The 19465-nt window shown below is 55.5% G+C and carries 19 protein-coding genes and 1 tRNA gene; 7 read left to right on the top strand and 13 right to left on the bottom strand.

Features of this window, described 5'->3' with window-relative positions; all coding sequences use genetic code 11:
• Positions 1-11: 11 nt before the first annotated feature.
• Genes gudD through KUE00_RS19590 form a run of 3 tightly spaced genes read right to left on the bottom strand, consistent with a single transcriptional unit; the run spans position 12 to position 4061 of the window.
• Complete coding sequence (gene gudD, locus KUE00_RS19600) at positions 12-1346, bottom strand: glucarate dehydratase (RefSeq protein WP_246761750.1); 1335 nt, start codon at positions 1344-1346, stop codon at positions 12-14.
• A gap of 24 nt (positions 1347-1370) precedes the next feature.
• The gene (locus KUE00_RS19595) at positions 1371-2708 is read right to left on the bottom strand and encodes an enolase C-terminal domain-like protein (RefSeq protein ID WP_246761749.1); all 1338 of its coding nucleotides are present in this window, start codon (positions 2706-2708) and stop codon (positions 1371-1373) included.
• Positions 2709-2717: 9 nt separating this feature from the next.
• Positions 2718-4061: an MFS transporter gene (locus KUE00_RS19590; protein WP_246761748.1), complete on the bottom strand. Its 1344-nt coding sequence runs from the start codon at positions 4059-4061 to the stop codon at positions 2718-2720.
• A 488-nt stretch (positions 4062-4549) separates the two neighbouring features.
• On the opposite strand from KUE00_RS19590, the gene garD reads away from it, so the two are divergent.
• A complete protein-coding gene (garD, locus tag KUE00_RS19585) occupies positions 4550-6109 on the top strand; it encodes a galactarate dehydratase (RefSeq protein ID WP_246761746.1) in 1560 nt (519 codons plus the stop codon).
• Between the two features lie 40 nt (positions 6110-6149).
• Here the strand turns inward: garD and KUE00_RS19580 are convergent, their stop codons facing one another.
• The 4 genes from KUE00_RS19580 to syd all read right to left on the bottom strand — a co-directional run bounded on the left by KUE00_RS19580 (position 6150) and on the right by syd (position 8836).
• Positions 6150-6599 carry a flavodoxin gene (locus tag KUE00_RS19580; RefSeq protein ID WP_246761744.1) on the bottom strand — a complete coding sequence of 150 codons (450 nt, stop codon included), beginning with the start codon at positions 6597-6599 and terminating at the stop codon, positions 6150-6152.
• A 17-nt stretch (positions 6600-6616) separates the two neighbouring features.
• Positions 6617-7396, bottom strand: coding sequence for a tRNA pseudouridine(65) synthase TruC (gene truC, locus KUE00_RS19575; protein WP_246761743.1), 780 nt, complete (start codon positions 7394-7396; stop codon positions 6617-6619).
• Positions 7396-7722, bottom strand: a complete 327-nt coding sequence (locus KUE00_RS19570) for a YqcC family protein (RefSeq protein WP_246761741.1) — start codon at positions 7720-7722, stop codon at positions 7396-7398. Before KUE00_RS19570 ends, truC begins: the two co-directional genes overlap by 1 nt.
• A gap of 559 nt (positions 7723-8281) precedes the next feature.
• Positions 8282-8836 (bottom strand): SecY-interacting protein, encoded by a 555-nt coding sequence (gene syd / locus KUE00_RS19565; RefSeq protein WP_246761739.1) that lies wholly within the window; start codon positions 8834-8836, stop codon positions 8282-8284.
• Positions 8837-8956: 120 nt separating this feature from the next.
• On the opposite strand from syd, the gene queF reads away from it, so the two are divergent.
• From queF to xni, 3 genes are all read left to right on the top strand, one after another.
• The gene (gene queF / locus KUE00_RS19560) at positions 8957-9799 is read left to right on the top strand and encodes an NADPH-dependent 7-cyano-7-deazaguanine reductase QueF (protein WP_246761738.1); all 843 of its coding nucleotides are present in this window, start codon (positions 8957-8959) and stop codon (positions 9797-9799) included.
• A 180-nt stretch (positions 9800-9979) separates the two neighbouring features.
• Positions 9980-11344: a nucleotide 5'-monophosphate nucleosidase PpnN gene (ppnN, locus tag KUE00_RS19555; protein WP_246761736.1), complete on the top strand. Its 1365-nt coding sequence runs from the start codon at positions 9980-9982 to the stop codon at positions 11342-11344.
• A gap of 41 nt (positions 11345-11385) precedes the next feature.
• Complete coding sequence (xni, locus tag KUE00_RS19550; protein WP_246761734.1) at positions 11386-12138, top strand: flap endonuclease Xni; 753 nt, start codon at positions 11386-11388, stop codon at positions 12136-12138.
• Positions 12139-12209: 71 nt separating this feature from the next.
• On the opposite strand, the gene rlmM is transcribed toward xni, so the two are convergent.
• The 4 genes from rlmM to KUE00_RS19530 all read right to left on the bottom strand — a co-directional run bounded on the left by rlmM (position 12210) and on the right by KUE00_RS19530 (position 15231).
• The gene (gene rlmM, locus KUE00_RS19545) at positions 12210-13310 is read right to left on the bottom strand and encodes a 23S rRNA (cytidine(2498)-2'-O)-methyltransferase RlmM (protein WP_246761732.1); all 1101 of its coding nucleotides are present in this window, start codon (positions 13308-13310) and stop codon (positions 12210-12212) included.
• On the bottom strand, positions 13303-13698 hold the full coding sequence (locus KUE00_RS19540; RefSeq protein ID WP_246761730.1) for a DUF423 domain-containing protein: 396 nt from the start codon (positions 13696-13698) through the stop codon (positions 13303-13305). Before KUE00_RS19540 ends, rlmM begins: the two co-directional genes overlap by 8 nt.
• Before the next feature lie 58 nt (positions 13699-13756).
• The gene (locus KUE00_RS19535; protein ID WP_246761729.1) at positions 13757-14671 is read right to left on the bottom strand and encodes a transcriptional regulator GcvA; all 915 of its coding nucleotides are present in this window, start codon (positions 14669-14671) and stop codon (positions 13757-13759) included.
• Between the two features lie 335 nt (positions 14672-15006).
• Positions 15007-15231 carry a YgdI/YgdR family lipoprotein gene (locus tag KUE00_RS19530; RefSeq protein ID WP_246761727.1) on the bottom strand — a complete coding sequence of 75 codons (225 nt, stop codon included), beginning with the start codon at positions 15229-15231 and terminating at the stop codon, positions 15007-15009.
• Positions 15232-15457: 226 nt separating this feature from the next.
• On the opposite strand from KUE00_RS19530, the gene csdA reads away from it, so the two are divergent.
• On the top strand, positions 15458-16663 hold the full coding sequence (gene csdA / locus KUE00_RS19525; protein WP_246761726.1) for a cysteine desulfurase CsdA: 1206 nt from the start codon (positions 15458-15460) through the stop codon (positions 16661-16663).
• A 2-nt stretch (positions 16664-16665) separates the two neighbouring features.
• Positions 16666-17118: a cysteine desulfurase sulfur acceptor subunit CsdE gene (gene csdE, locus KUE00_RS19520; protein ID WP_281434690.1), complete on the top strand. Its 453-nt coding sequence runs from the start codon at positions 16666-16668 to the stop codon at positions 17116-17118.
• 74 nt (positions 17119-17192) lie between these two features.
• Here the strand turns inward: csdE and tcdA are convergent, their stop codons facing one another.
• A complete protein-coding gene (gene tcdA, locus KUE00_RS19515; protein ID WP_246761724.1) occupies positions 17193-17993 on the bottom strand; it encodes a tRNA cyclic N6-threonylcarbamoyladenosine(37) synthase TcdA in 801 nt (266 codons plus the stop codon).
• 52 nt (positions 17994-18045) lie between these two features.
• Positions 18046-19188 carry a murein transglycosylase A gene (gene mltA, locus KUE00_RS19510; protein WP_246761722.1) on the bottom strand — a complete coding sequence of 381 codons (1143 nt, stop codon included), beginning with the start codon at positions 19186-19188 and terminating at the stop codon, positions 18046-18048.
• A 204-nt stretch (positions 19189-19392) separates the two neighbouring features.
• Here mltA and KUE00_RS19505 point away from each other — a divergent pair.
• A tRNA-Met gene (locus KUE00_RS19505) sits at positions 19393-19465 on the top strand.

Below are 19465 nucleotides of genomic sequence, written 5' to 3'. Positions count from 1 at the left end.
CCTGAAAGGGTTTAACGCACCAGGCAAGGGCGTTTATTATCAAACGTCCAGTCCGGCACCAGGAACTGCATGGCCTGCGCGTCGTTGCGCGCGCCCAGACCGTGTTTTTGGTAAAGCTCGTGCGCTTTCATTACGCGATCCATATCCAGCTCGACGCCCAGCCCCGGTTTTTGCGGAACCTGAACCTGACCGCCTTTAATCTGTAAAGGCTGCTGCGTCAGCTGCTGATTGCCTTCCTGCCAGATCCAGTGGGTATCGATAGCGGTGATTTTGCCAGGCGCGGCGGCGGCTACGTGGGTGAACATCGCCAGCGAAATATCGAAATGGTTGTTAGAGTGAGAACCCCAGGTGAGGCCAAAGTCGTGACACATCTGCGCCACGCGCACGGAACCCTGCATCGTCCAGAAGTGCGGATCGGCCAGCGGGATATCGACCGATTGCAAAGAAAGAGTATGGCCCATCTGCCGCCAGTCGGTGGCGATCATATTGGTTGCGGTCGGCATCCCCGTGGCGCGACGGAACTCCGCCATCACTTCCCGTCCTGAGTAGCCCTGCTCTGCGCCGCAGGGATCTTCCGCGTAGGCCAGCACGTCTTTTAGCTGTTTGCCAAGCTCAATCGCTTCATTCAACGACCAGGCGCCGTTGGGATCGAGCGTAATTCTGGCCTCCGGAAAGCGCTTCGCCAGCGCGGTCACTGCTTCCGCCTCTTCGCTGCCCGCCAGCACGCCGCCCTTCAGTTTAAAGTCGTTGAAGCCATATTTTTCATAGGCCGCTTCAGCCAGGCGCACCACGGCTTCCGGCGTCAGCGCTTCTTCATGCCGCAGGCGATACCAGTCGCAGCTGTCGTCCGGCTGGCTTTGATAAGGCAGCGAGGTTTTGCGGCGGTCGCCGACATAGAAGAGATAGCCCAGCATTTCGACCCGGTCGCGCTGCTGTCCGTCGCCAAGCAGCGAAGCGACGTTAACGTCCAGATGCTGACCAAGCAGATCCAGCAGCGCGGCTTCGATTCCCGTTACCACGTGGATAGTGGTGCGCAGATCGAAAGTCTGATTGCCGCGACCGCCAGCATCCCGATCGGCAAAGGTATTGCGTACGTGGCTCAGTAAATTTTTATATTCGCCGATGCCGTGTCCCACCAGCAGCGCGGCCGCCTCTTCCAGCGTTTTCCGAATTTTTTCGCCACCGGGAATTTCACCCACGCCCGTATGCCCGGCATTATCTTTAATGATAACAATGTTGCGGGTGAAAAATGGCGCGTGCGCGCCGCTGAGGTTCAGCAACATGCTGTCATGCCCGGCAACCGGGATCGTCTGCATTTCGGTTATCAGTGGAGTAGCCTGACTCATAACGTCTTCCTTCTGAGGTAAGATTCAGCGCCCAAAAGCCGGGCGCTTGCGATCGAATGTCCAGTCGGGAACCAGATACTGCATGGCCGCGGCATCATTGCGCGCGCCCGCCGGCAGCGTTTTGTAAAGCGCATGGGCTTTTTCGAGCTGCGCCCAGTCCAGCTCAACGCCTAAACCTGGCGCATCCGGTACGGCAATTTTGCCATTGCGGATTTGCAGCGGATTTTTCGTCAGGCGCTGATCGCCTTCCTGCCAGATCCAGTGCGTATCAATAGCCGTGGGCTTGCCCGGCGCGGCAGCCCCCACGTGCGTAAACATCGCCAGCGAAATATCAAAATGATTATTAGAGTGACAGCCCCAGGTAAGTCCCCAGTCGTCGCAGAGCTGGGCAACGCGTACCGCGCCGCTTAACGTCCAGAAGTGAGGATCGGCCAGAGGAATATCGACGGCGTTGAGCATGACGGCATGGTTCATTTCGCGCCAGTTGGTGGCGATCATATTGGTCGCCACGGGCAAACCGGTGGCGCGGCGGAACTCTGCCATCACTTCTCGTCCTGAATAGCCCTGTTCCGCGCCGCAGGGATCTTCCGCATAGGTCAAAATGCCCTGCATGTCTTTGCAAAGTGCGATGGCCTCGTCCAGCAGCCACGCCCCGTTGGGATCGACAGTGATGCGCGCGTCGGGAAAGCGTTTTTTCATCGCTTTCACCGCCTCGATTTCCTGTTCGCCCGGCAAGACGCCGCCTTTTAGCTTGAAATCTTTAAAGCCATATTTATCCTGCGCGGCCTCGGCCAGCTGCACGACGGCCGCACTGTCCATCGCCTGTTGGTGACGCAGGCGATACCAGTCATGCGTGGCGTTTTCGCCGGTAAGATAAGGCAAATCGGTTTTCTCGCGATCGCCGATATAGAACAGATAGCCAAGTACCGTCACCTCATCCCGCTGCTTGCCAGGCCCCAACAGTTCCGCCACCGGCACGTTCAGGCACTGTCCCAGCAGGTCCAGCAGCGCGGCCTCCAGCGCGGCTACCGCGTTGACGCGCAGTTCGAAAGTCCAGGCGCCTTTGCCAAAGGTATCGAAATCGGCGGTTTGATTGCCTTTATGCACTTCCTGCACCAGACGATTCATCCGGGCAACCTCACGGCCCTTCACCTGCGGAACGGCATCCAGTAACGTCTGGTAGATGGTTTCACCGCCCGGCGCTTCACCCACGCCGGTGTGTCCGGCGCTGTCGGTGAGCACAACGATATTGCGGGTAAAGTAAGCGCCGTGCGCGCCACCGATATTCAGCAGCATGCTGTCATGGCCCGCTACCGGAATGACCTTCATTTCTGTGATAACCGGGCTGCTTTGCGTCGTCATAACTCGTCCTTACAAAGGTTTCAGCTCAATACGCTTGATATCGCGCACCAGCACCAGATAGCTCATCACCGCCACGAAGGCATGAATGCAAACGTAGATTAGCGCGCCGTTATAAGAGCCGGTGGTCGCGATGATATAGCCGATAACGACAGGGGTAACGATGCCGGAAATATTGCCGAACATGTTGAACAAGCCGCCGCTAAGCCCGCTGATCTCTTTTGGCGCGGTATCCGCCATTACTGCCCAGCCAAGCGCGCCAATTCCCTTGCCGAAGAACGCCAGCGCCATAAAGAACACTACCACCCATTCGGTATCGACGTAGTTACAGACCACCATCGTGATAGAGAGCAGCATGCCGAGGACGATTGGCGTTTTACGGGCAATATTTAAAGAGCCGGTTTTACGCATCAGCCAGTCAGAAATAATGCCGCCCAGCACGCCGCCCAGAAAACCGCAAATGGCGGGGATAGAGGCGACCATGCCGGCCTTCAGGATGGACATACCGCGCGCCTGCACCAGGTAAACCGGGAACCAGGTAATAAAGAAGTAGGTTAAAGCGTTGATGCAGTACTGCCCCAGATAAATGCCGATCATCATTTTTGAGGTGATTAACTGTTTGATCTGGCTTTTTTTCTCTGCCCAGCTGACCTTACGCTCCGCCTTTTTGGCGTCCATATTGATCAGCGCGCCGCCCTGCTCCATATATTCCAGCTCGGCTTTGTTCACGCCGGGATGATCGTTGGGATCGTGGATCACCTTCAGCCAGATAAAGCTGAGGATGATGCCCAGCCCGCCCATAAACCAGAACACGTGCGCCCAGCCCACTGCCGAGGTCAGCCAGCCCATAATCGGCGCGAAGATCACCGTGGCAAAATATTGCGCCGAGTTAAAAATGGCGACGGCGGTGCCGCGCTCCTGGGCAGGAAACCAGGCGGCGACGATACGGCTGTTACCGGGAAAAGAGGGCGCTTCCGCCAGGCCAACCATAAAGCGGAGCATAAACAGCGTGACGATGATGCTGAAACCGCTCAGCAGATCGACAAAGCCCTGCAGCAGGGTAAACAGCGACCACAGGAAGATGCTCCAGAAGTAGACGCGTTTGGAACCGAAGCGGTCCAGCAGCCAGCCGCCGGGGATTTGCCCAATCACATAAGCCCATGAGAAGGCGGAAAAGATATAGCCCAGACCGACCGGATCCAGCCCGATGTCTTTCGACATGGCCGATCCCGCAATAGCGATAGTCGCACGGTCACCGTAGTTAAACGAAGTGACGATAAACAACATCACCACTATCCAGTAGCGAGCATTAGTTCTTTTTTGCACGGTGCTCGCCGCACTGCTGATTGAATCCATGATGCACTCCTGAAAGATAGCGTCAGGCAAACTCACTCTGGACTGCATACACATCGCGTTGGGTATCAGAATGAAGTCAGGTTAAACACAGCGATTAAAGGGCAGAATAATCTCAGCGCTAATAACTTGTTCTGTTTCGCTAAAAAGTATAAGAAGGGTAAAAAGAGAAAGCATCGTAGGAACGCACCATTAAACCGGGTGTTTTGGCCTGATGTTATGGCTTTTGCACAATCCCCTGCGGGCTGGCTCACGGAACATTAGCAATGTGCGGCAGCGGTCACACCCGGCCTGGCCGTTTGTGAGCCTTCTCACTGGCTGCTGTAAATTTGCCAGAAAACAGGCGGGATGTTACGGCGCGATGTCGGACATCTGCATAATGTTTTCGCGCACGACGCCCTCTATACTGTCCGGCAGCAGAATAATTTTCACTCACTACACGCTTTGGCTTTTGGTTAAAACTTTCTATTTATGTCGGGGCTTGTCGAGCAATGAATACATCCAAAAACGATCCGCCGCTTTATATAAAGGTGCATGAGAACGATAACGTCGCCATCGTCGTTAACAATAATGGGCTAACGGCCGGTACTGCATTTTCATGCGGACTAACGCTAAAAGAACATATTCCACAAGGGCATAAGGTTGCCTTAACCGATATAGCCAAAGGCGGCAATATTATTCGCTACGGCGAAATTATTGGCTATGCCGTGCGCGATATTCAGCGCGGCGGCTGGATTGACGAGTCGCTGGTGGTTTTACCGGAGGCACCCGAGCTGGCAAGCCTGCCGCTGGCCAGTAATGTTCCACCTGCCCTGCCCGCGCTGGAAGGCTACACGTTTGAAGGTTATCGCAACGCCGATGGCAGTGTAGGAACGCGTAACCTGCTGGGCATTACCACCAGCGTTCACTGCGTGGCTGGCGTCGTGGATTACGTAGTGCAAATCATTGAGCGCGACCTGCTGCCCAACTATCCCAACGTTGATGGCGTGGTAGCGCTGAACCATCTTTACGGCTGCGGCGTGGCGATTAACGCGCCGGCGGCCGTAGTGCCTATACGCACCATCCATAACCTGTCGCTTAACGCCAACTTTGGCGGCGAAGTGATGATTGTCAGCCTGGGCTGTGAAAAGCTCCAGCCCGAGCGGCTGCTGGAAGGCACGCCCGACGTGCAAACTATTTCACTTGGCGAAGAAGACGTGGTGCGCCTGCAGGATGAGAAACACGTCGGCTTTCAATCGATGGTTGAAGATATTTTGCAGGTGGCCGAGCGCCATTTACGGCGGCTTAATCAACGCCAGCGGGAAACGGTACCGGCTGCCGAGCTGATAGTCGGCATGCAGTGCGGCGGCAGCGACGCATTTTCCGGCGTTACCGCGAATCCCGCCGTAGGCTTTGCTTCCGATTTGCTGGTTCGCTGTGGCGCAACGGTGATGTTTTCGGAAGTCACCGAAGTGCGCGATGCGGTGCATTTGCTGACGCCGCGCGTGGTCGATGAAGAGGTCGGCAGGCGGTTGCTGGAAGAGATGGCCTGGTATGATGATTATCTGAATATGGGCAAGACCGATCGCAGCGCCAATCCTTCGCCCGGCAATAAAAAAGGCGGGCTGGCAAACGTGGTTGAGAAAGCGCTGGGCTCCATCGCTAAATCTGGCCGTAGCGCTATTGTGGAGGTGCTTTCGCCAGGCCAGCGCCCCACCAGACGCGGCCTGATTTACGCCGCCACCCCAGCCAGCGATTTTGTCTGCGGCACGCAGCAGATGGCTTCGGGCATTACTTTGCAGGTGTTTACCACCGGACGCGGCACGCCTTACGGGCTGGCGGCTATTCCAGTGATTAAAATGGCGACGCGCACCGCGCTGGCCGACCGGTGGCACGACCTGATGGATATTAACGCGGGCACCATCGCCACGGGGGAAGAAACCATTGAGCAGGTTGGCTGGCGGCTGTTTGAGCTGATTCTGGATATTGCCAGCGGACGCAAGCAGACGTGGTCTGACCGCTGGGGAATTCGGAACGCGCTGGCGGTGTTTAACCCTGCGCCGGTGACCTGATGCGGGATCGGGCCCTGCCGTTAAGCGCAGGCCCGTTCGCTTAATTAAGCTGTTTCATCCAGGCTTCGACCCAGGGCGAGGAAACCTCTTCCGGCTCCGGGTTTTCGTTGGCGTCAATCATCAGCATCTCACCAACCCGCGTGGCAGCATGTTCCTGCAGCAGCGCATCAAACTTCTTCCCTGCGCCGCAGAAATCATCGTAGTTGCTGTCGCCCAGCGCGATAATGCCGTAGCGCAGCGTCGGCTGGTGGCCCAGCTTGTCGTGAATATCATGGAACAGCGGAGCAATGCTGTCTGGCAGGTCGCCTTGCGCAGTCGTGGAGGTGATCACCAGCGCCACGCCATCGGCATAAGACTGCCAGTCTGCCAGCGTCGGATCTTCAAAAATCTTCACCTGGTGGCCACCATCAATCAGCAAAGGTTCCGCCTCTTCCGCCACCAGCAGGGCGTTACCGTAAACGGTGCCTACAAAAATGCCTATCTGAGCCATGCTCTTTTCCTTACTGCTTATTCTGTCACGCTATCCTGAAGGGAAGAGGCGGCAAACTCAACCCGGGGAAGATCGGGAAGAGCATCTTGCCAGCCAAAAGTCGTCATCATTTCCTGCCAGACGCTATCCAGCCCGGCACGTAATACCAGCGGCTCACCCGTTACCGGATGATCCAGCCGCAGCTCGCTGGCGTGCAGCATGAGCCGCTTCATGCCGAAATGCTGCGCCGCGCTGCGGTTCTGGCGCAGATCGCCGTGGGCGCTGTCGCCAATGATAGGATGACGTAAATGGGTCATGTGCCGCCTGAGCTGGTGCTTACGGCCCGTCTGCGGCTTTAGCTCCATCAAGGTGTAACGCGAAGTATCGTAGCGGCTGACCGGCACCGGTAGCTCCGCCTTCGCCAGCGCGCGCCAGTGGGTTACCGCAGGCTGTGGCGCTTTTTCAGGATTGCTGAACTTGTCTGCGATTTTATCCAGCTCTTCGGTCAAGGCATAATCCAGCGTCTCTTCGCCTTCCAGCCAGCCTCTGACCACCGCATGATAGGTTTTTTGCATCTGATGCTGTTCAAACTGTCCGCAGAGCAGGCGCGCAACCTCGCTGGACAGGCCCATCAGAAGCACACCGGAAGTGGGTCGGTCAAGGCGATGAACGGTAAAGACGTGTTGACCAATCTGATCGCGCACGGTTTGCATAACAAAAACGCTTTCGTGCCTGTCCAGCCAGCTACGATGGACCAGCCAGCCTGCGGGTTTATTCACCGCAACCAGCCACTCATCCTGATAAAGAATTTCCAGCATTAATTATCGTGCTCAAAAAATTGATCAAGCTGATTCAAAACGTGCAGCAGCTTTGCCCGGCCAGGCATTGCGCCTTCCAGCGCTACCTCATAATACGGAGCAATCGCCAGCTTCACCGGCAGGTCGGCCTGCGCGTCGAGTAACGCCGTCATGCGCGGCAGGAAAACCCACTGCAGCCACTGCACCGGCATCATGGTATCAACACAAAAAGGTTCTTTACTTTCAAAGGCTTCTGCATTTGGCGCGCAGGCTTGCCACAGGCCGCCGTCGTGCAGCGCCTGTTCGATAGCCTGCAGGCGGTCACGGATCTCAAGTTCCCGGCTCATCAGTGCTCTCCTGGTAAAATTAATGGGCCGCAAGCATAGCACTACCGCCGTCGACAGGATAAGTATGGACGAAAAAAAGGAGCACTGTAAAAACAGTGCTCCTGGTTCGTTTGCAGCTATCCGGCTACATAAGTGCTCCCTGCTCGTCCCTGATAACTTTGTCCTGACGTTTCCCTACACATTCACCGTCACTGGCGATGTCCCTGAGCATCCTGGCCTGCTGTCTGTACCGACAGCTCCCTGTCTCCGTCCTGGAGGTGTCCCTGTTCTCAATCCTGAGATATCTGACGTTCTTCTGAAGTAAAGCCTTCAGCCTCTGTGCTGACTTGTTCCCTAAGTCACATCATCCCTTGCGACGAACTTAAGTTTGCCTTATTGCCGAAGACAAACAATAGAGCGTAAAAAACTTTTTTGCGCCGAAGCCGGTTTTTCGCCAAACTCATGCTAACAACTTTTTGATTTAATTCTCTTTTAATGCGTTTTGCTGACAATGTTCTTAAGATTTAAAAGCGATCTCTTACACTCAATGTAAGAGATGTCTCACATTGTAAACGCCTTTTTACCTTAATGGCTCACTAACAGGCAGAGAAATAAGGAATTGTTCAAGCGTCGCAGCCAGTACCGTACGCTTCTTTGTTCCCAACGTTTCCAGAATGACCTCGCCGCTCAGGTTACAAACGGAAATGACTTCCAGCTCGGAAGGCGTCGTGGCAATAAAGAGCGTAGGCGAATGTTTAAGGCGCTGCTTCATCACCAGATGACCAATTAAATTTTCCTGCATCCGCACAAAATCTTCTTCACTCCAGATTTGCAGCAGCGTACAGGGCTGGTCATTCACCAGCGTGGTCATATCGCCCGCAAACTGGGTAGTGTACCAGGCAACGACCGAAGGCTGGATACGCAGCCCAAGCGCACGCTCTACGTTTTCCAGATTTTTTGCCAGGGTAAAAGGCTGCGGTAACCAGTAAACCTCATTTTCTACGGTTTGCTGTACGCAGGGCGAGGCTAAACCATACAGATCGCTACTGGCCGGAGGATGGCCATATTTACGGCTCCAGCTCTCGCAATAGTTGCGGGTAAAATCGGCCAGCGCACGGGAAGTTTCGTCATTCATTATTTTTTCACTCTCGGATGCCTGGGTTACACTAAGGCTATCTGTTTTCGATGATGTCGTCCGGTCACGCCAGGACGATTCAGGCCACATCCTGCACAGGCAGGCAATAAAGGTAATGCAATGTCTTCAGACACACATCAGGCGCTAAGCGGCCTGACGTTGGGAAAACCCACAGAATACCACGACCAGTACCAGCCCTCTTTACTGCAGGCCGTACCAAGAAGCATGAACCGCGAACCTCTTGGCCTTTTTCCTGACAGTTTACCTTTTCACGGGGCCGATATCTGGACGCTGTATGAATTATCATGGCTCAACGCCAAAGGCTTGCCGCAGGTAGCGGTTGGCGAAGTTAGCCTGGATGCCCGCAGCGTTAACCTTATCGAATCGAAAAGCTTTAAGCTCTACCTTAACAGCTTTAATCAGACCCGTTTTGCCGACTGGGGTGAAGTCCGCGCGACGCTGGAACGCGATCTCAGCGCCTGCGCGCAGGGCGACGTTAGCGTGGCGCTTTTCCGCCTGAGTGAAATTGAAGGGCAGCCAATCGGTCATTTCAACGGTTACTGCATCGACGAGCAGGACATTGCGATCGACAGCTACACTTTCAGCACGGATTACCTGCAGCAGGCAACGCAGTCGGAAATCGTGGAAGAGCAGCTGGTCAGCCATTTGTTGAAATCAAACTGCCTGATTACCAACCAGCCGGACTGGGGCTCGGTGCAAATTAGCTACCGTGGCCCGCGTATTCAGCGTGAAGCGCTGCTGCGCTATCTGGTTTCCTTCCGCCATCATAATGAGTTTCACGAACAGTGCGTTGAGCGGATTTTTAACGATATTCTGCGCTTCTGCCAGCCGGAGAGCCTGAGCGTTTATGCACGGTATACCCGTCGCGGCGGCCTGGATATCAATCCCTGGCGCAGCAATGGTGAATTCAAACCCAGCCTGTCGCGCCTGGTTCGTCAGTAGGAATTTGCGTAACGTTACGCATAATCGCGTTATAAAGTTGTCTGCTGTTTGAGAAGAAGGGTAATCTGAATTGGGCACTGGCTGCCCAGGGAAATTTTTTCTTCGTCATGGTTGTTCGATCGTTTGAGCACAAGTTTGACAGAGAGTGACCACCGCCCGGATGGGTGCAAAGGAGTTAACTTGATCACACATATCAGCCCCTTAGGCTCCATGGATCTGCTGTCTCAGCTGGAAGTCGATATGCTGAAGCGTACCGCCAGCAGCGACCTTTACCAACTCTTTCGTAACTGCTCCCTTGCCGTTCTGAACTCAGGTAGCCAGACCGACAGCAGCCACGAACTGCTGTCACGCTTTGAAAGCTTCGATATCAACGTGCTGCGCCGCGAGCGCGGCGTCAAGCTGGAGCTGATCAATCCGCCAGAAGAAGCCTTCGTCGACGGGCGAATTATTCGTTCGCTACAGGCGAACCTGTTTGCCGTATTGCGCGACATCCTGTTTGTTAACGGTCAGTTTGACGGCGCGGAACGTTTTCAGCAGCAGGACGTGGATGACTCCGTGCGCATCACCAACCTGGTTTTTTCTATCCTGCGTAATGCCAGAGCGCTGCACGTTGGCGAACTGCCCAATACCGTGGTTTGCTGGGGCGGGCACTCTATTAACGCCGTCGAGTATCAGTACTGCCGAAACGTCGGTTCGCAGCTGGGCCTGCGTGAGCTGAATATCTGTACCGGCTGCGGGCCAGGCGTAATGGAAGCGCCGATGAAAGGCGCGGCCGTCGGTCATGCGCAACAGCGGTATAAAGAGAGCCGCTTTATAGGGCTGACCGAGCCTTCTATTATTGCCGCCGAACCGCCGAACCCGCTGGTTAACGAGCTGATTATCATGCCGGACATTGAAAAACGTCTGGAAGCTTTCGTCCGTATCGCCCACGGCATCATTATCTTTCCTGGCGGCGTGGGGACAGCAGAAGAGCTGCTTTATCTGCTGGGTATCCTGATGAATCCGCACAACCACGATCAGGTGCTGCCGCTGATTTTGACCGGTCCGAAAGAAAGCGCCGACTATTTCCGCGTGCTGGACGAGTTTATCGTCAGCACGCTGGGAGAAGCCGCACGTCAGCACTACACCATTATTATCGACGACGCGCCGGAGGTGGCTCGCTTAATGAAAAAAGCGATGCCGCAGGTGAAAGAGCACCGCCGTGAAACGGGCGACGCCTACAGCTTTAACTGGTCGATACGGATTGCGCCGGATCTGCAGGTGCCGTTTATGCCTACGCATGAAAATATGGCGAATCTTAACCTGCATCCTGGCCAGCCGGCCGAACAGCTGGCCGCCGCGCTGCGCCGGGCGTTTTCCGGCATTGTAGCGGGTAACGTTAAGGAGCCGGGCATTAAAGCCATCAAGGAAAAAGGCCCTTACAAGATCCATGGCGATGCCGGGATCATGCGCCGCATGGACGATTTGTTACAGGGATTTGTTGCCCAGCACCGTATGAAGCTGCCGGGAACGGCCTACATCCCCTGCTACGAAATCATTAAATAACCGCCAGCAGAGCGGCAGCCGTGCCGCTCTTTTAAGCACCTATGACTATTCATCTACTGATTATTGATGCGCTGAACCTTATTCGCCGCATCCACGCGGTACAGGATTCTCCCTGTCAGGATACCTGCCTGCACGCGTTACAGCAGCTGATCCTGCACAGCAAACCAACCCATGCCGTAGCGGTATTTGACGATGATGAACGCCACGAAGGCTGGCGTCATCGAATTTTGCCTGACTATAAGGCCGGTCGTTCACCCATGCCGGAGACGTTAAAAGCAGAGATGCCGCTGCTGCGCACCGCGTTCGAATCAGCAGGCGTGGCTTGCTGGCACGCCCAGGGAGAAGAGGCTGACGATCTTGCCGCCACGCTGGCCGCTAAGGTAGCTGGCAGCGGCCATCAGGCCACCATCGTTTCCACCGATAAAGGTTACTGTCAGCTGCTGGCACCCCGTATCCAGATCCGCGACTACTTTCAAAAACGCTGGCTGGACCTGCCGTTTATCGAAAAAGAGTTTGGCGTGACGCCTGCGCAGCTGACCGACTACTGGGGGCTGGCCGGCATTGGCAGCAGTAAAATTCCTGGCGTGGCGGGCATTGGCGCAAAAAGCGCGGCGGAACTGCTGAAAACCTTCGGCTCACTGGCGGCAATCTATCAAAATTTGCCGGACGTACCGGATAAGTGGCGTAAAAAGCTGGAGCAGCAGCAGGAGATGGCGCTTATCTGCCGCGAAGTTGCCACGCTGAAAACGGATCTGCATCTGGCGGGCAATCTTAAGGATCTACGGCTACCCTAAGACGCCCGGCCAGCGGTTTTATCGCCTGCATTACGTTCACCACCGGCTAAAGCTTAGCCGGTGGCTGTTGCCTAGCGTTCGTCGCGGCGGCCCGGCGTAGCGCCCCAGACGCGGCGAATATGTACCGTAACCTCTTCACGATCGTGATAGAGCTGGCGCGCCTGGATCTGCGCGTTGATCCCGTTGGCCTTTAGCTTTTCATCAATCATCGCCAGATTCTGCGAGACCTCTTCATAACGCTTTTTCATCGGCAGCTTAAGGTTGAAAATCGTTTCGCGGCACCAGCCGTTAACCAGCCAGTCGGCCATCAGGTTGGCTACGCGCACCGGTTTTTCAACCATATCGCAGACCAGCCAGTAAATGTTGCTGCGCGTGGGACGGTATTTAAAGCCGTCTTCCCGATGGTGGAAAACCTGTCCGGTATCCATCAGGCTCGGTGCCATCGGGCCGTTATCAATGGCGTGAACCATCATGCTGCGCTTGACCAGCTGATAGGTCCAGCCGCCAGGACAGGCGCCCAAATCTACCGCATACAGGCCGCTGCCCAGACGTTCATCCCATTCGTCGGCGGGAATAAAGACGTGAAACGCCTCTTCCAGCTTCAGCGTCGAGCGGCTTGGCGCATCGGCGGGGAACTTCAGGCGCGGAATGCCCATAAAGAAAGGCGAGTTGTTTTGCGGCAGAGAGTAGCCCACGTAGCAGTAGCCAGGCGCGATAAAAAAGACGTGTACCACCGGGCGCTTATTGCTTTCATAGTTCAACAACACACCCGCCGCACGCAGGCTGGCACGCAGCGGTACGGTAAACTTACGGCAGAACTTTAGCAGCTCTTTGCTTTCGTTAGTGTCTGGCACTTCGACCCGCAGCTCGCCGCCCTTCTCGACCACGCCGGTAAGCATACCGGTTACCGGCGTTACGCGATCTTCCTGCGGCAGATCGCGCAGCAGTTCACCCACCACAATCATCTGGCGAGAGAAAATCAGTTCGCTAAACGGCAGCTCGCGTACCAGCTTCTCCGCCTCTTCAGGCTGATAGCATTCAAACAGGACGTAGCCGGAATCTTCTTTAACGCGCGCAAAGCCGAACACTTCGCGTGCCGCCGCTTTGGCCGTAATTTCTGCCGCACACTCTTTTTCAAAACCCTGACGACAATAGAGTAAAACTTTATTCATGGCGTTCTGCCCTTTTTTTCAGACGCAGCGCGCCAATCAACATCAAAACCCAACCGATCAGGAAGCAAAAGCCGCCCACCGGCGTAACGTAAACCCATAGCTTAAGATGGGACAGCGCCAGGCAATAAAGGCTGCCGCTGAACAACACCGTTCCCAGCGCCAGCAGCGCGCTGCTCCAGTAAAACCAGATATTGGCGCGACGCAGCATGGCCGCCGCCAGTCCCAGGATAGCCAGCGTATGAAAACCCTGGTACTCCAGCCCCGTTTTCAGCCAGGCCATCTCGCCCGCGCCAAGCGTTTTGCTGAGAACATGAGCGCCAAACGCGCCCAGCATGACAAAAATAAACCCGCTGATCGCCGTAAAAATCAGCATCGCACGACTCGACATGACATCATCCTCTGAGTAGGTATGCGCCGCCGCCCTGGCCACGCATGATAAATGGGTATCAGCTCTCGTAGCGAAAGCGGAATTTTTCCTGTTCGCTGGCTGCTTTCGCCAGGATCCACTGGCGAAAGGCGGCTATTTTACCCAGTTCTGCCTGACTGTCATGACAAACCAGATAAAAAGCGTTTTTACTTACCAGCACGTCGTTGAAGGGACAGGCCAGCCTGCCCGCTTCTATCTCCGTTTGCGCCATCACGTTATTCGCCAGCGCCACGCCCTGACCGTGAATAGCCGCCTGCAACACCATCGCGCTATGGCTAAAAATAGGGCCATGCTGCACGTTGATATTCACGCCTAGCTGGCGCGTGTAGGACTGCCAGTCACGACGGGACGCGTCGTGCAGCAGCGTAAAGCGTGCCAGATCGGCCGGGGTTTTTAACGGATTATCGCCGGTAAGCAGCAGCGGTGAACAGACGGGCAACAGATATTCTGCATAGAGTTTTTCTACACGCAGCCCCGGCCAGTTGCCGCGACCGTAGAAAATAGCCACGTCCACGTCATCAGCCAGCTTCTCTTCTTCACGGTCTACCGCCTGAATGCGCACGTCGATCCCCGGATAAGCTGAGTTAAAGCTGGACAGCCGCGGCACCAGCCATTGAATAGCAAAACTGGGCAGCAGGCTGACGGTCAGCGCGCCCTTGGCGCTGCGCGCCTGAAGCTTGCGCGTGGCATCGTTCAGCGCGGTAAAAATCTCTTTGATATCCAGATAGTAGCTTTGCCCTTCTTCAGTCAGCAGCAAAGACCGGTTACGCCGCCGAAACAGCTTAAGCCCAAGGAAATCCTCTAACGATTTTATCTGATGACTGACTGCGGCCTGAGTAACAAAAAGCTCTTCAGCAGCCCGCGTAAAGCTGAGATGACGTGCGGCCGCGTCAAAAACGCGCAGCGCATTTAAAGGGGGAAGACGTTTCGACATGATTACCGACGGCTTAATAGTGGCAGCGGACATAAGGCCACTGACGTAGCTTTACGTATTAGTTTTTGTTATCCGAGCCATTATAATTTGTCCGTTGAGGATGCACCAGCAAATACCTATAGTTGCCGCACTTCCTGAGCCGGAACGAAAAGCAGTTTAAAATTGATGCGGTTGCGCTGATTTTAGAGGGCTTTTGGCTTGTGGTCGTGATGTTGTGTTTGCAATTGATCTGCTTTTTGCAGGTCGGGTAGCCTGACTACTATTTTAGATTTACCCTGTCTGTCCATAGAGATTTAGTAGCACCGCTTAACGCGGTGCTTTTTTTTGCCTGTTACTTACTGGCCCATTTCAACCATTTCTTTTACGTCAGAACGGTTGATCTGCTGTTTGTTGCCGTTAGCATCTTTGTAACTGATCATACCGGTATCGTTGTCCACAACAGGTTTGCCGTCGGCAACGATGGTGCGGCCATCATTGGTGTGCATCACATAATTGCTTGAGCAGGCAGCCAGGGTAAACGTCATGGCGCAGGCGGCCATAATAGCAGCAAATTTTTTCATCTTTATATCTCCTTGCAGATAGTAATGCGATAAACCACCCGAAGAGTGCGTCCTTACGACAGAAAGCGAGTAAATTACCTGTCTTAAGGATGACTATTTGCGGGTAATAGTTTAAACCTTGCATAAATCAGAATAACCTGCTTTTCAGACATTGCCAGAAAAAGGCCGATAATTCAGTTGGCTCAGGCTAAAACAGCACCAATTCCCCATCCGCGTCGAGGAGAGTATGAGCGCATTTTCCCCTGCCCGGTTCCGCCAGCAGTTCCCCGCCCTGGCCGAAACCGGCGTTTATCTTGATAGCGCCGCGACCACGCTGAAGCCGGCCGTCGTCATTGAGGCAACCAGCCAGTTTTACAGCCTCGGTGCCGGAACCGTGCATCGCAGCCAGTTTGCGGCCGCGCGTGAGCTGACCGATCGCTACGAAAGCGCCAGAGGCCAGGTTGCCAGACTGCTGAACGCTGCCGCACCAGAAACTATCGTCTGGACCAAAGGCACCACGGAAGCCATCAACCTTGTCGCTCAGGGCTACTTTCGACCGCGCCTGCAGCCCGGCGATGAGATCATCGTCAGCGAAGCCGAGCATCATGCCAATCTTGTGCCGTGGCTGATGGTGGCCGAGCAGACCGGCGCGCGGGTAGTGAAATGGCCCATTGGCAAAGGGCTGCTACCGGATGTGCTGGTGCTGGAAACCTTGCTTAGCGCAAAGACCAAAGTTTTAGCGCTTGGTCAGATGTCCAACGTTACCGGCGGCTGTCCGGATTTAAGCAAAGCGGTTGAGCTGGCCCACCGGGCTGGCGCAAAAGTGATGATCGATGGCGCACAGGGCGTGGTTCATGCGCCGCCTGACGTAACGGCGCTGGATATCGATTTTTACGCTTTTTCCGCGCATAAGCTCTATGGACCGATGGGCACGGGCGTGCTGTACGGCAAACCGGCGCTGCTGGCAGAGATGCAGCCCTGGCAAGGCGGTGGCAAGATGTTGACATCGGTAAGCTTTGAGGGCTTTACCCCACAGGCGGTGCCGTGGCGTTTCGAGGCTGGCACGCCAAACGTCGCGGGCGTTATCGGCCTGAGCGCGGCGCTGAGCTGGCTGGAAAAGCTGGATATCGCCAGAGCGGAAAGCTGGAGCTGCGGGCTGGCCGACGTGGCGGAAGAGCGACTGGCGACGCTGCCGGGTTTTCGCAGCCTGCGCGCCAGCGGTTCCAGCCTGCTTGCCTTTGATATTGCAGGCGTTCACCACAGCGATATCGTTACGCTGCTGGCAGAAAGCGGTATTTCGCTGCGTGCCGGACAGCACTGCGCCCAGCCTTTATTACAGGCGCTTGGCGTTAACGGCACTTTGCGCGCCTCGTTTGCGCCTTATAATACGCTCAACGATGTTGAAGCGCTGGTGAACGCAATGTCCAGCGCCCTGGAAATTCTGGCAGATTAATAATGACGACTTTACTGGCTCCACACCCGTTTGGCACTCTGATTACCGCTGACGGCCTGAAACAGCAATTTTCTGCGTTTACCCAATGGGAAGAGCGCTACCGACAGCTGATTTTACTGGGCAAACAGTTGCCTGCACTGCCGGACGCGTTAAAAACGGCGGAAATCGAACTGAGCGGCTGTGAAAACCGCGTCTGGCTGGGAAATCAGCAAATGCCTGACGGCAGCCTGCACTTTTATGGCGACAGCGAAGGCCGTATCGTGCGAGGGCTGCTCGCGGTGCTGCTGCTGAGCGTTGAAGGGAAATCAGCGGATGAGATTTTGCGGCACGATCCGCTGGCGCTGTTTGCCGAGCTTGGCCTGCGCGATCAGCTTAGCGCTTCGCGCAGCGCCGGACTGACGGCGCTGGCGCAGGCGGTAGTCAAAGCCGCTACCCGCGCTAAAGAGAAGTCGTGACCGGACCAGCTTAACCACAGAAAAAAACGCGTCGTGGGGCTAAGGCACCCGACGCGGCAGAGGTAAGCGGCTGCTCAGGCACGCGCCGCTTTCGCCATCATTTTCTTTAACACGTGGGAAACAGCGACAAAACCAAAGGTGGCGGTAACCATAGTCGCTGCGCCAAAACCAGAGGCGCAGTCCATACGCTTCGGCCCTTCCGCCGTGCTGCGCGAGGCGCATACCGAGCCGTCCGGCTGCGGATACATCAGCGCTTCGGTGGAAAATACGCAGTCGATACCAAGCTTGCCCTTGCTGTTTTTGACGATTTTAAAATCGCTTTTCAGCCGCTCGCGCAGCTTAGCCGCCAGCGGATCCTGAATCGTTTTTGCCAGATCGGCGACCTGGATCTGCGTAGGGTCGATTTGACCACCCGCCCCGCCCGTCGTTACCAGCGGAATTTTATTGCGGCGGCACCAGGCCAGCAGCGCTGCTTTCGGCCGTACGCTGTCGATGGCGTCAATCACGTAGTCAAAGCCCGCGCTCATCAGCTCGGCCGTGTTTTCTGCCGTGATAAAATCATCCACGCAGGTTACTTTGCATTCTGGATTGATAGCCAGAATACGTTCAGCCATCACCTCTGTTTTCGCCTGCCCAACGGTGCCCTTCAGCGCATGGATCTGGCGATTGGTGTTGGTAACGCAGACATCGTCCATATCGATCAGCGTAATGGCGCCGATACCGGTTCGCGCCAGCGCTTCGGCCGCCCACGATCCCACGCCGCCGATACCGACCACGCAGATATGCGCATCAGCGAACAGCTGTAGCGCAGGCTGACCATATAAACGTGCCGTACCGCCAAAGCGTTGCAGCCAGGCGTCGGAAAGAGCCGTCATGATTTACCTCAGAATAGAAAACGGGCCGGCTTTTCCGGCCCGCTGGCAATAATTATCGGCTGACCAGCGTCGAACCGGTGGTGCCATTTTGTGCCATAGAGAACGGAGAAGCGCCTGCGCCAGGTGCCGCTTTCAGCACCCAGACGCGGCCATAGTGATTATACCAGCCGGCCAGATGACCAGCTTGCTCACCGATGCCCTGATAAATATCAAAATGCTGTCCTTTGATCGCGCCGCCCACGTCAAGCGCCACCATCATGCGCATCTCATACTTGCCGCTAAATTTACCTTTATTATCCAGCAAAGGCACTTCTGCCAGCAATACGGTACCCGGCGGGATCAGCGAACGGTCTGCGGCGACGGAAGCTTTAGCGATCAGCGGCACCGCGCTTGCGCCACGCACGGGCGCAAACTCTTCTGGCTTAAAGAAGACAAAGGAAGGATTCTGCTCAAGCAGCTCGCGCACTTCCGCCGGGCTGTGCTCTTCGCCCCACTGGCGAATCGCCTGCATCGACATATCTTCACGCTTCACTTCACCGCGATCGATCAACACTTTACCGATGCTGCGGTAGGCATGCCCGTTTTTACCGCCGTAGCCAAAGAACATCAGCGGTCGGCCATCACCATAATCAACGTAGCCGCTGCCCTGTACATCCATAATAAAGTTGTCCATCAGCGAATTGCTGTAGCCAACGATATAGCGCTCATCCAGCGCGCCGCTGTAGATTTCCGCGCGGCTTGGCAGACGGCGCTTGCCGTGCGCGGGCATACGGTATAAAGGATACTGAAATTCGCCCTGGCGCGTATAGCGAGCATGGATTACCGGCGTGTAGTAACCGGTAAACTGCACGTTACCGTAGTTATCTGTGCCTTCCATCTGATACGCATCGACGCCAAACTGGCGAAGCTGCCTTGTATCGCCACCCGCCATCAGCCAGCTTTTTATCGCGTTATAGGTGCTGGTCTGGCGTGAAAACATCGCTGGTGACGCATCCTGAATTTCCGCTACCTGGTCGGCAAAGTCTCTGCCGTTCACCGGTCGTCCTTTTGCATTGGGCTGATTAACCAGGCCCAGCGGCTGCTCCAGCTTGCCGTCTTTATACTGCTGACCGCGATCGGTCGGTTTAGAGGAACATCCAGCAAGCAGCGCTATCAGCGCGCCAGTAACAACATATTTGGCCCAACTTCCTTTCATTGCTTTGTTACCTCTGTGTAAATTGCAGGCCGAAGATAGCAAAGCGCCCTTAAGATTAAAACGGGCGGAAGGTAAAGAAGCCGTAGAAGCGGATAACAATGCGCCAGATGGTTGAGAAAGTAAGCAACAAACCGCTTTTTGGTCACGAAATTGCAAAAAGGGGTTGCAACATAATCGTCGGAGAGTATAGTGCGCATCCACGGACGCGGGATGGAGCAGCCTGGTAGCTCGTCGGGCTCATAACCCGAAGGTCGTCGGTTCAAATCCGGCTCCCGCA

Source organism: Erwinia phyllosphaerae, from assembly GCF_019132875.1.
In the GTDB taxonomy this organism is placed as follows: domain Bacteria; phylum Pseudomonadota; class Gammaproteobacteria; order Enterobacterales; family Enterobacteriaceae; genus Erwinia; species Erwinia phyllosphaerae.
This window is presented reverse-complemented; position numbering and strand designations above follow the sequence as displayed.

Coding starts and splice junctions, on each gene's coding strand:
- KUE00_RS19530 (WP_246761727.1), bottom strand. CDS start 15,231: ATGAAAAAATTTGCTGCTATTATGGCCGCCTGCGCCATGACGTTTACC.
- KUE00_RS19535 (WP_246761729.1), bottom strand. CDS start 14,671: ATGTCGAAACGTCTTCCCCCTTTAAATGCGCTGCGCGTTTTTGACGCG.
- rlmM (WP_246761732.1), bottom strand. CDS start 13,310: ATGAATAAAGTTTTACTCTATTGTCGTCAGGGTTTTGAAAAAGAGTGT.
- xni (WP_246761734.1), top strand. CDS start 11,386: ATGACTATTCATCTACTGATTATTGATGCGCTGAACCTTATTCGCCGC.
- truC (WP_246761743.1), bottom strand. CDS start 7,396: ATGCTGGAAATTCTTTATCAGGATGAGTGGCTGGTTGCGGTGAATAAA.
- KUE00_RS19570 (WP_246761741.1), bottom strand. CDS start 7,722: ATGAGCCGGGAACTTGAGATCCGTGACCGCCTGCAGGCTATCGAACAG.
- gudD (WP_246761750.1), bottom strand. CDS start 1,346: ATGAGTCAGGCTACTCCACTGATAACCGAAATGCAGACGATCCCGGTT.
- KUE00_RS19590 (WP_246761748.1), bottom strand. CDS start 4,061: ATGGATTCAATCAGCAGTGCGGCGAGCACCGTGCAAAAAAGAACTAAT.
- queF (WP_246761738.1), top strand. CDS start 8,957: ATGTCTTCAGACACACATCAGGCGCTAAGCGGCCTGACGTTGGGAAAA.
- csdE (WP_281434690.1), top strand. CDS start 16,666: ATGACGACTTTACTGGCTCCACACCCGTTTGGCACTCTGATTACCGCT.
- KUE00_RS19580 (WP_246761744.1), bottom strand. CDS start 6,599: ATGGCTCAGATAGGCATTTTTGTAGGCACCGTTTACGGTAACGCCCTG.
- syd (WP_246761739.1), bottom strand. CDS start 8,836: ATGAATGACGAAACTTCCCGTGCGCTGGCCGATTTTACCCGCAACTAT.
- KUE00_RS19540 (WP_246761730.1), bottom strand. CDS start 13,698: ATGTCGAGTCGTGCGATGCTGATTTTTACGGCGATCAGCGGGTTTATT.
- KUE00_RS19595 (WP_246761749.1), bottom strand. CDS start 2,708: ATGACGACGCAAAGCAGCCCGGTTATCACAGAAATGAAGGTCATTCCG.
- mltA (WP_246761722.1), bottom strand. CDS start 19,188: ATGAAAGGAAGTTGGGCCAAATATGTTGTTACTGGCGCGCTGATAGCG.
- tcdA (WP_246761724.1), bottom strand. CDS start 17,993: ATGACGGCTCTTTCCGACGCCTGGCTGCAACGCTTTGGCGGTACGGCA.
- garD (WP_246761746.1), top strand. CDS start 4,550: ATGAATACATCCAAAAACGATCCGCCGCTTTATATAAAGGTGCATGAG.
- csdA (WP_246761726.1), top strand. CDS start 15,458: ATGAGCGCATTTTCCCCTGCCCGGTTCCGCCAGCAGTTCCCCGCCCTG.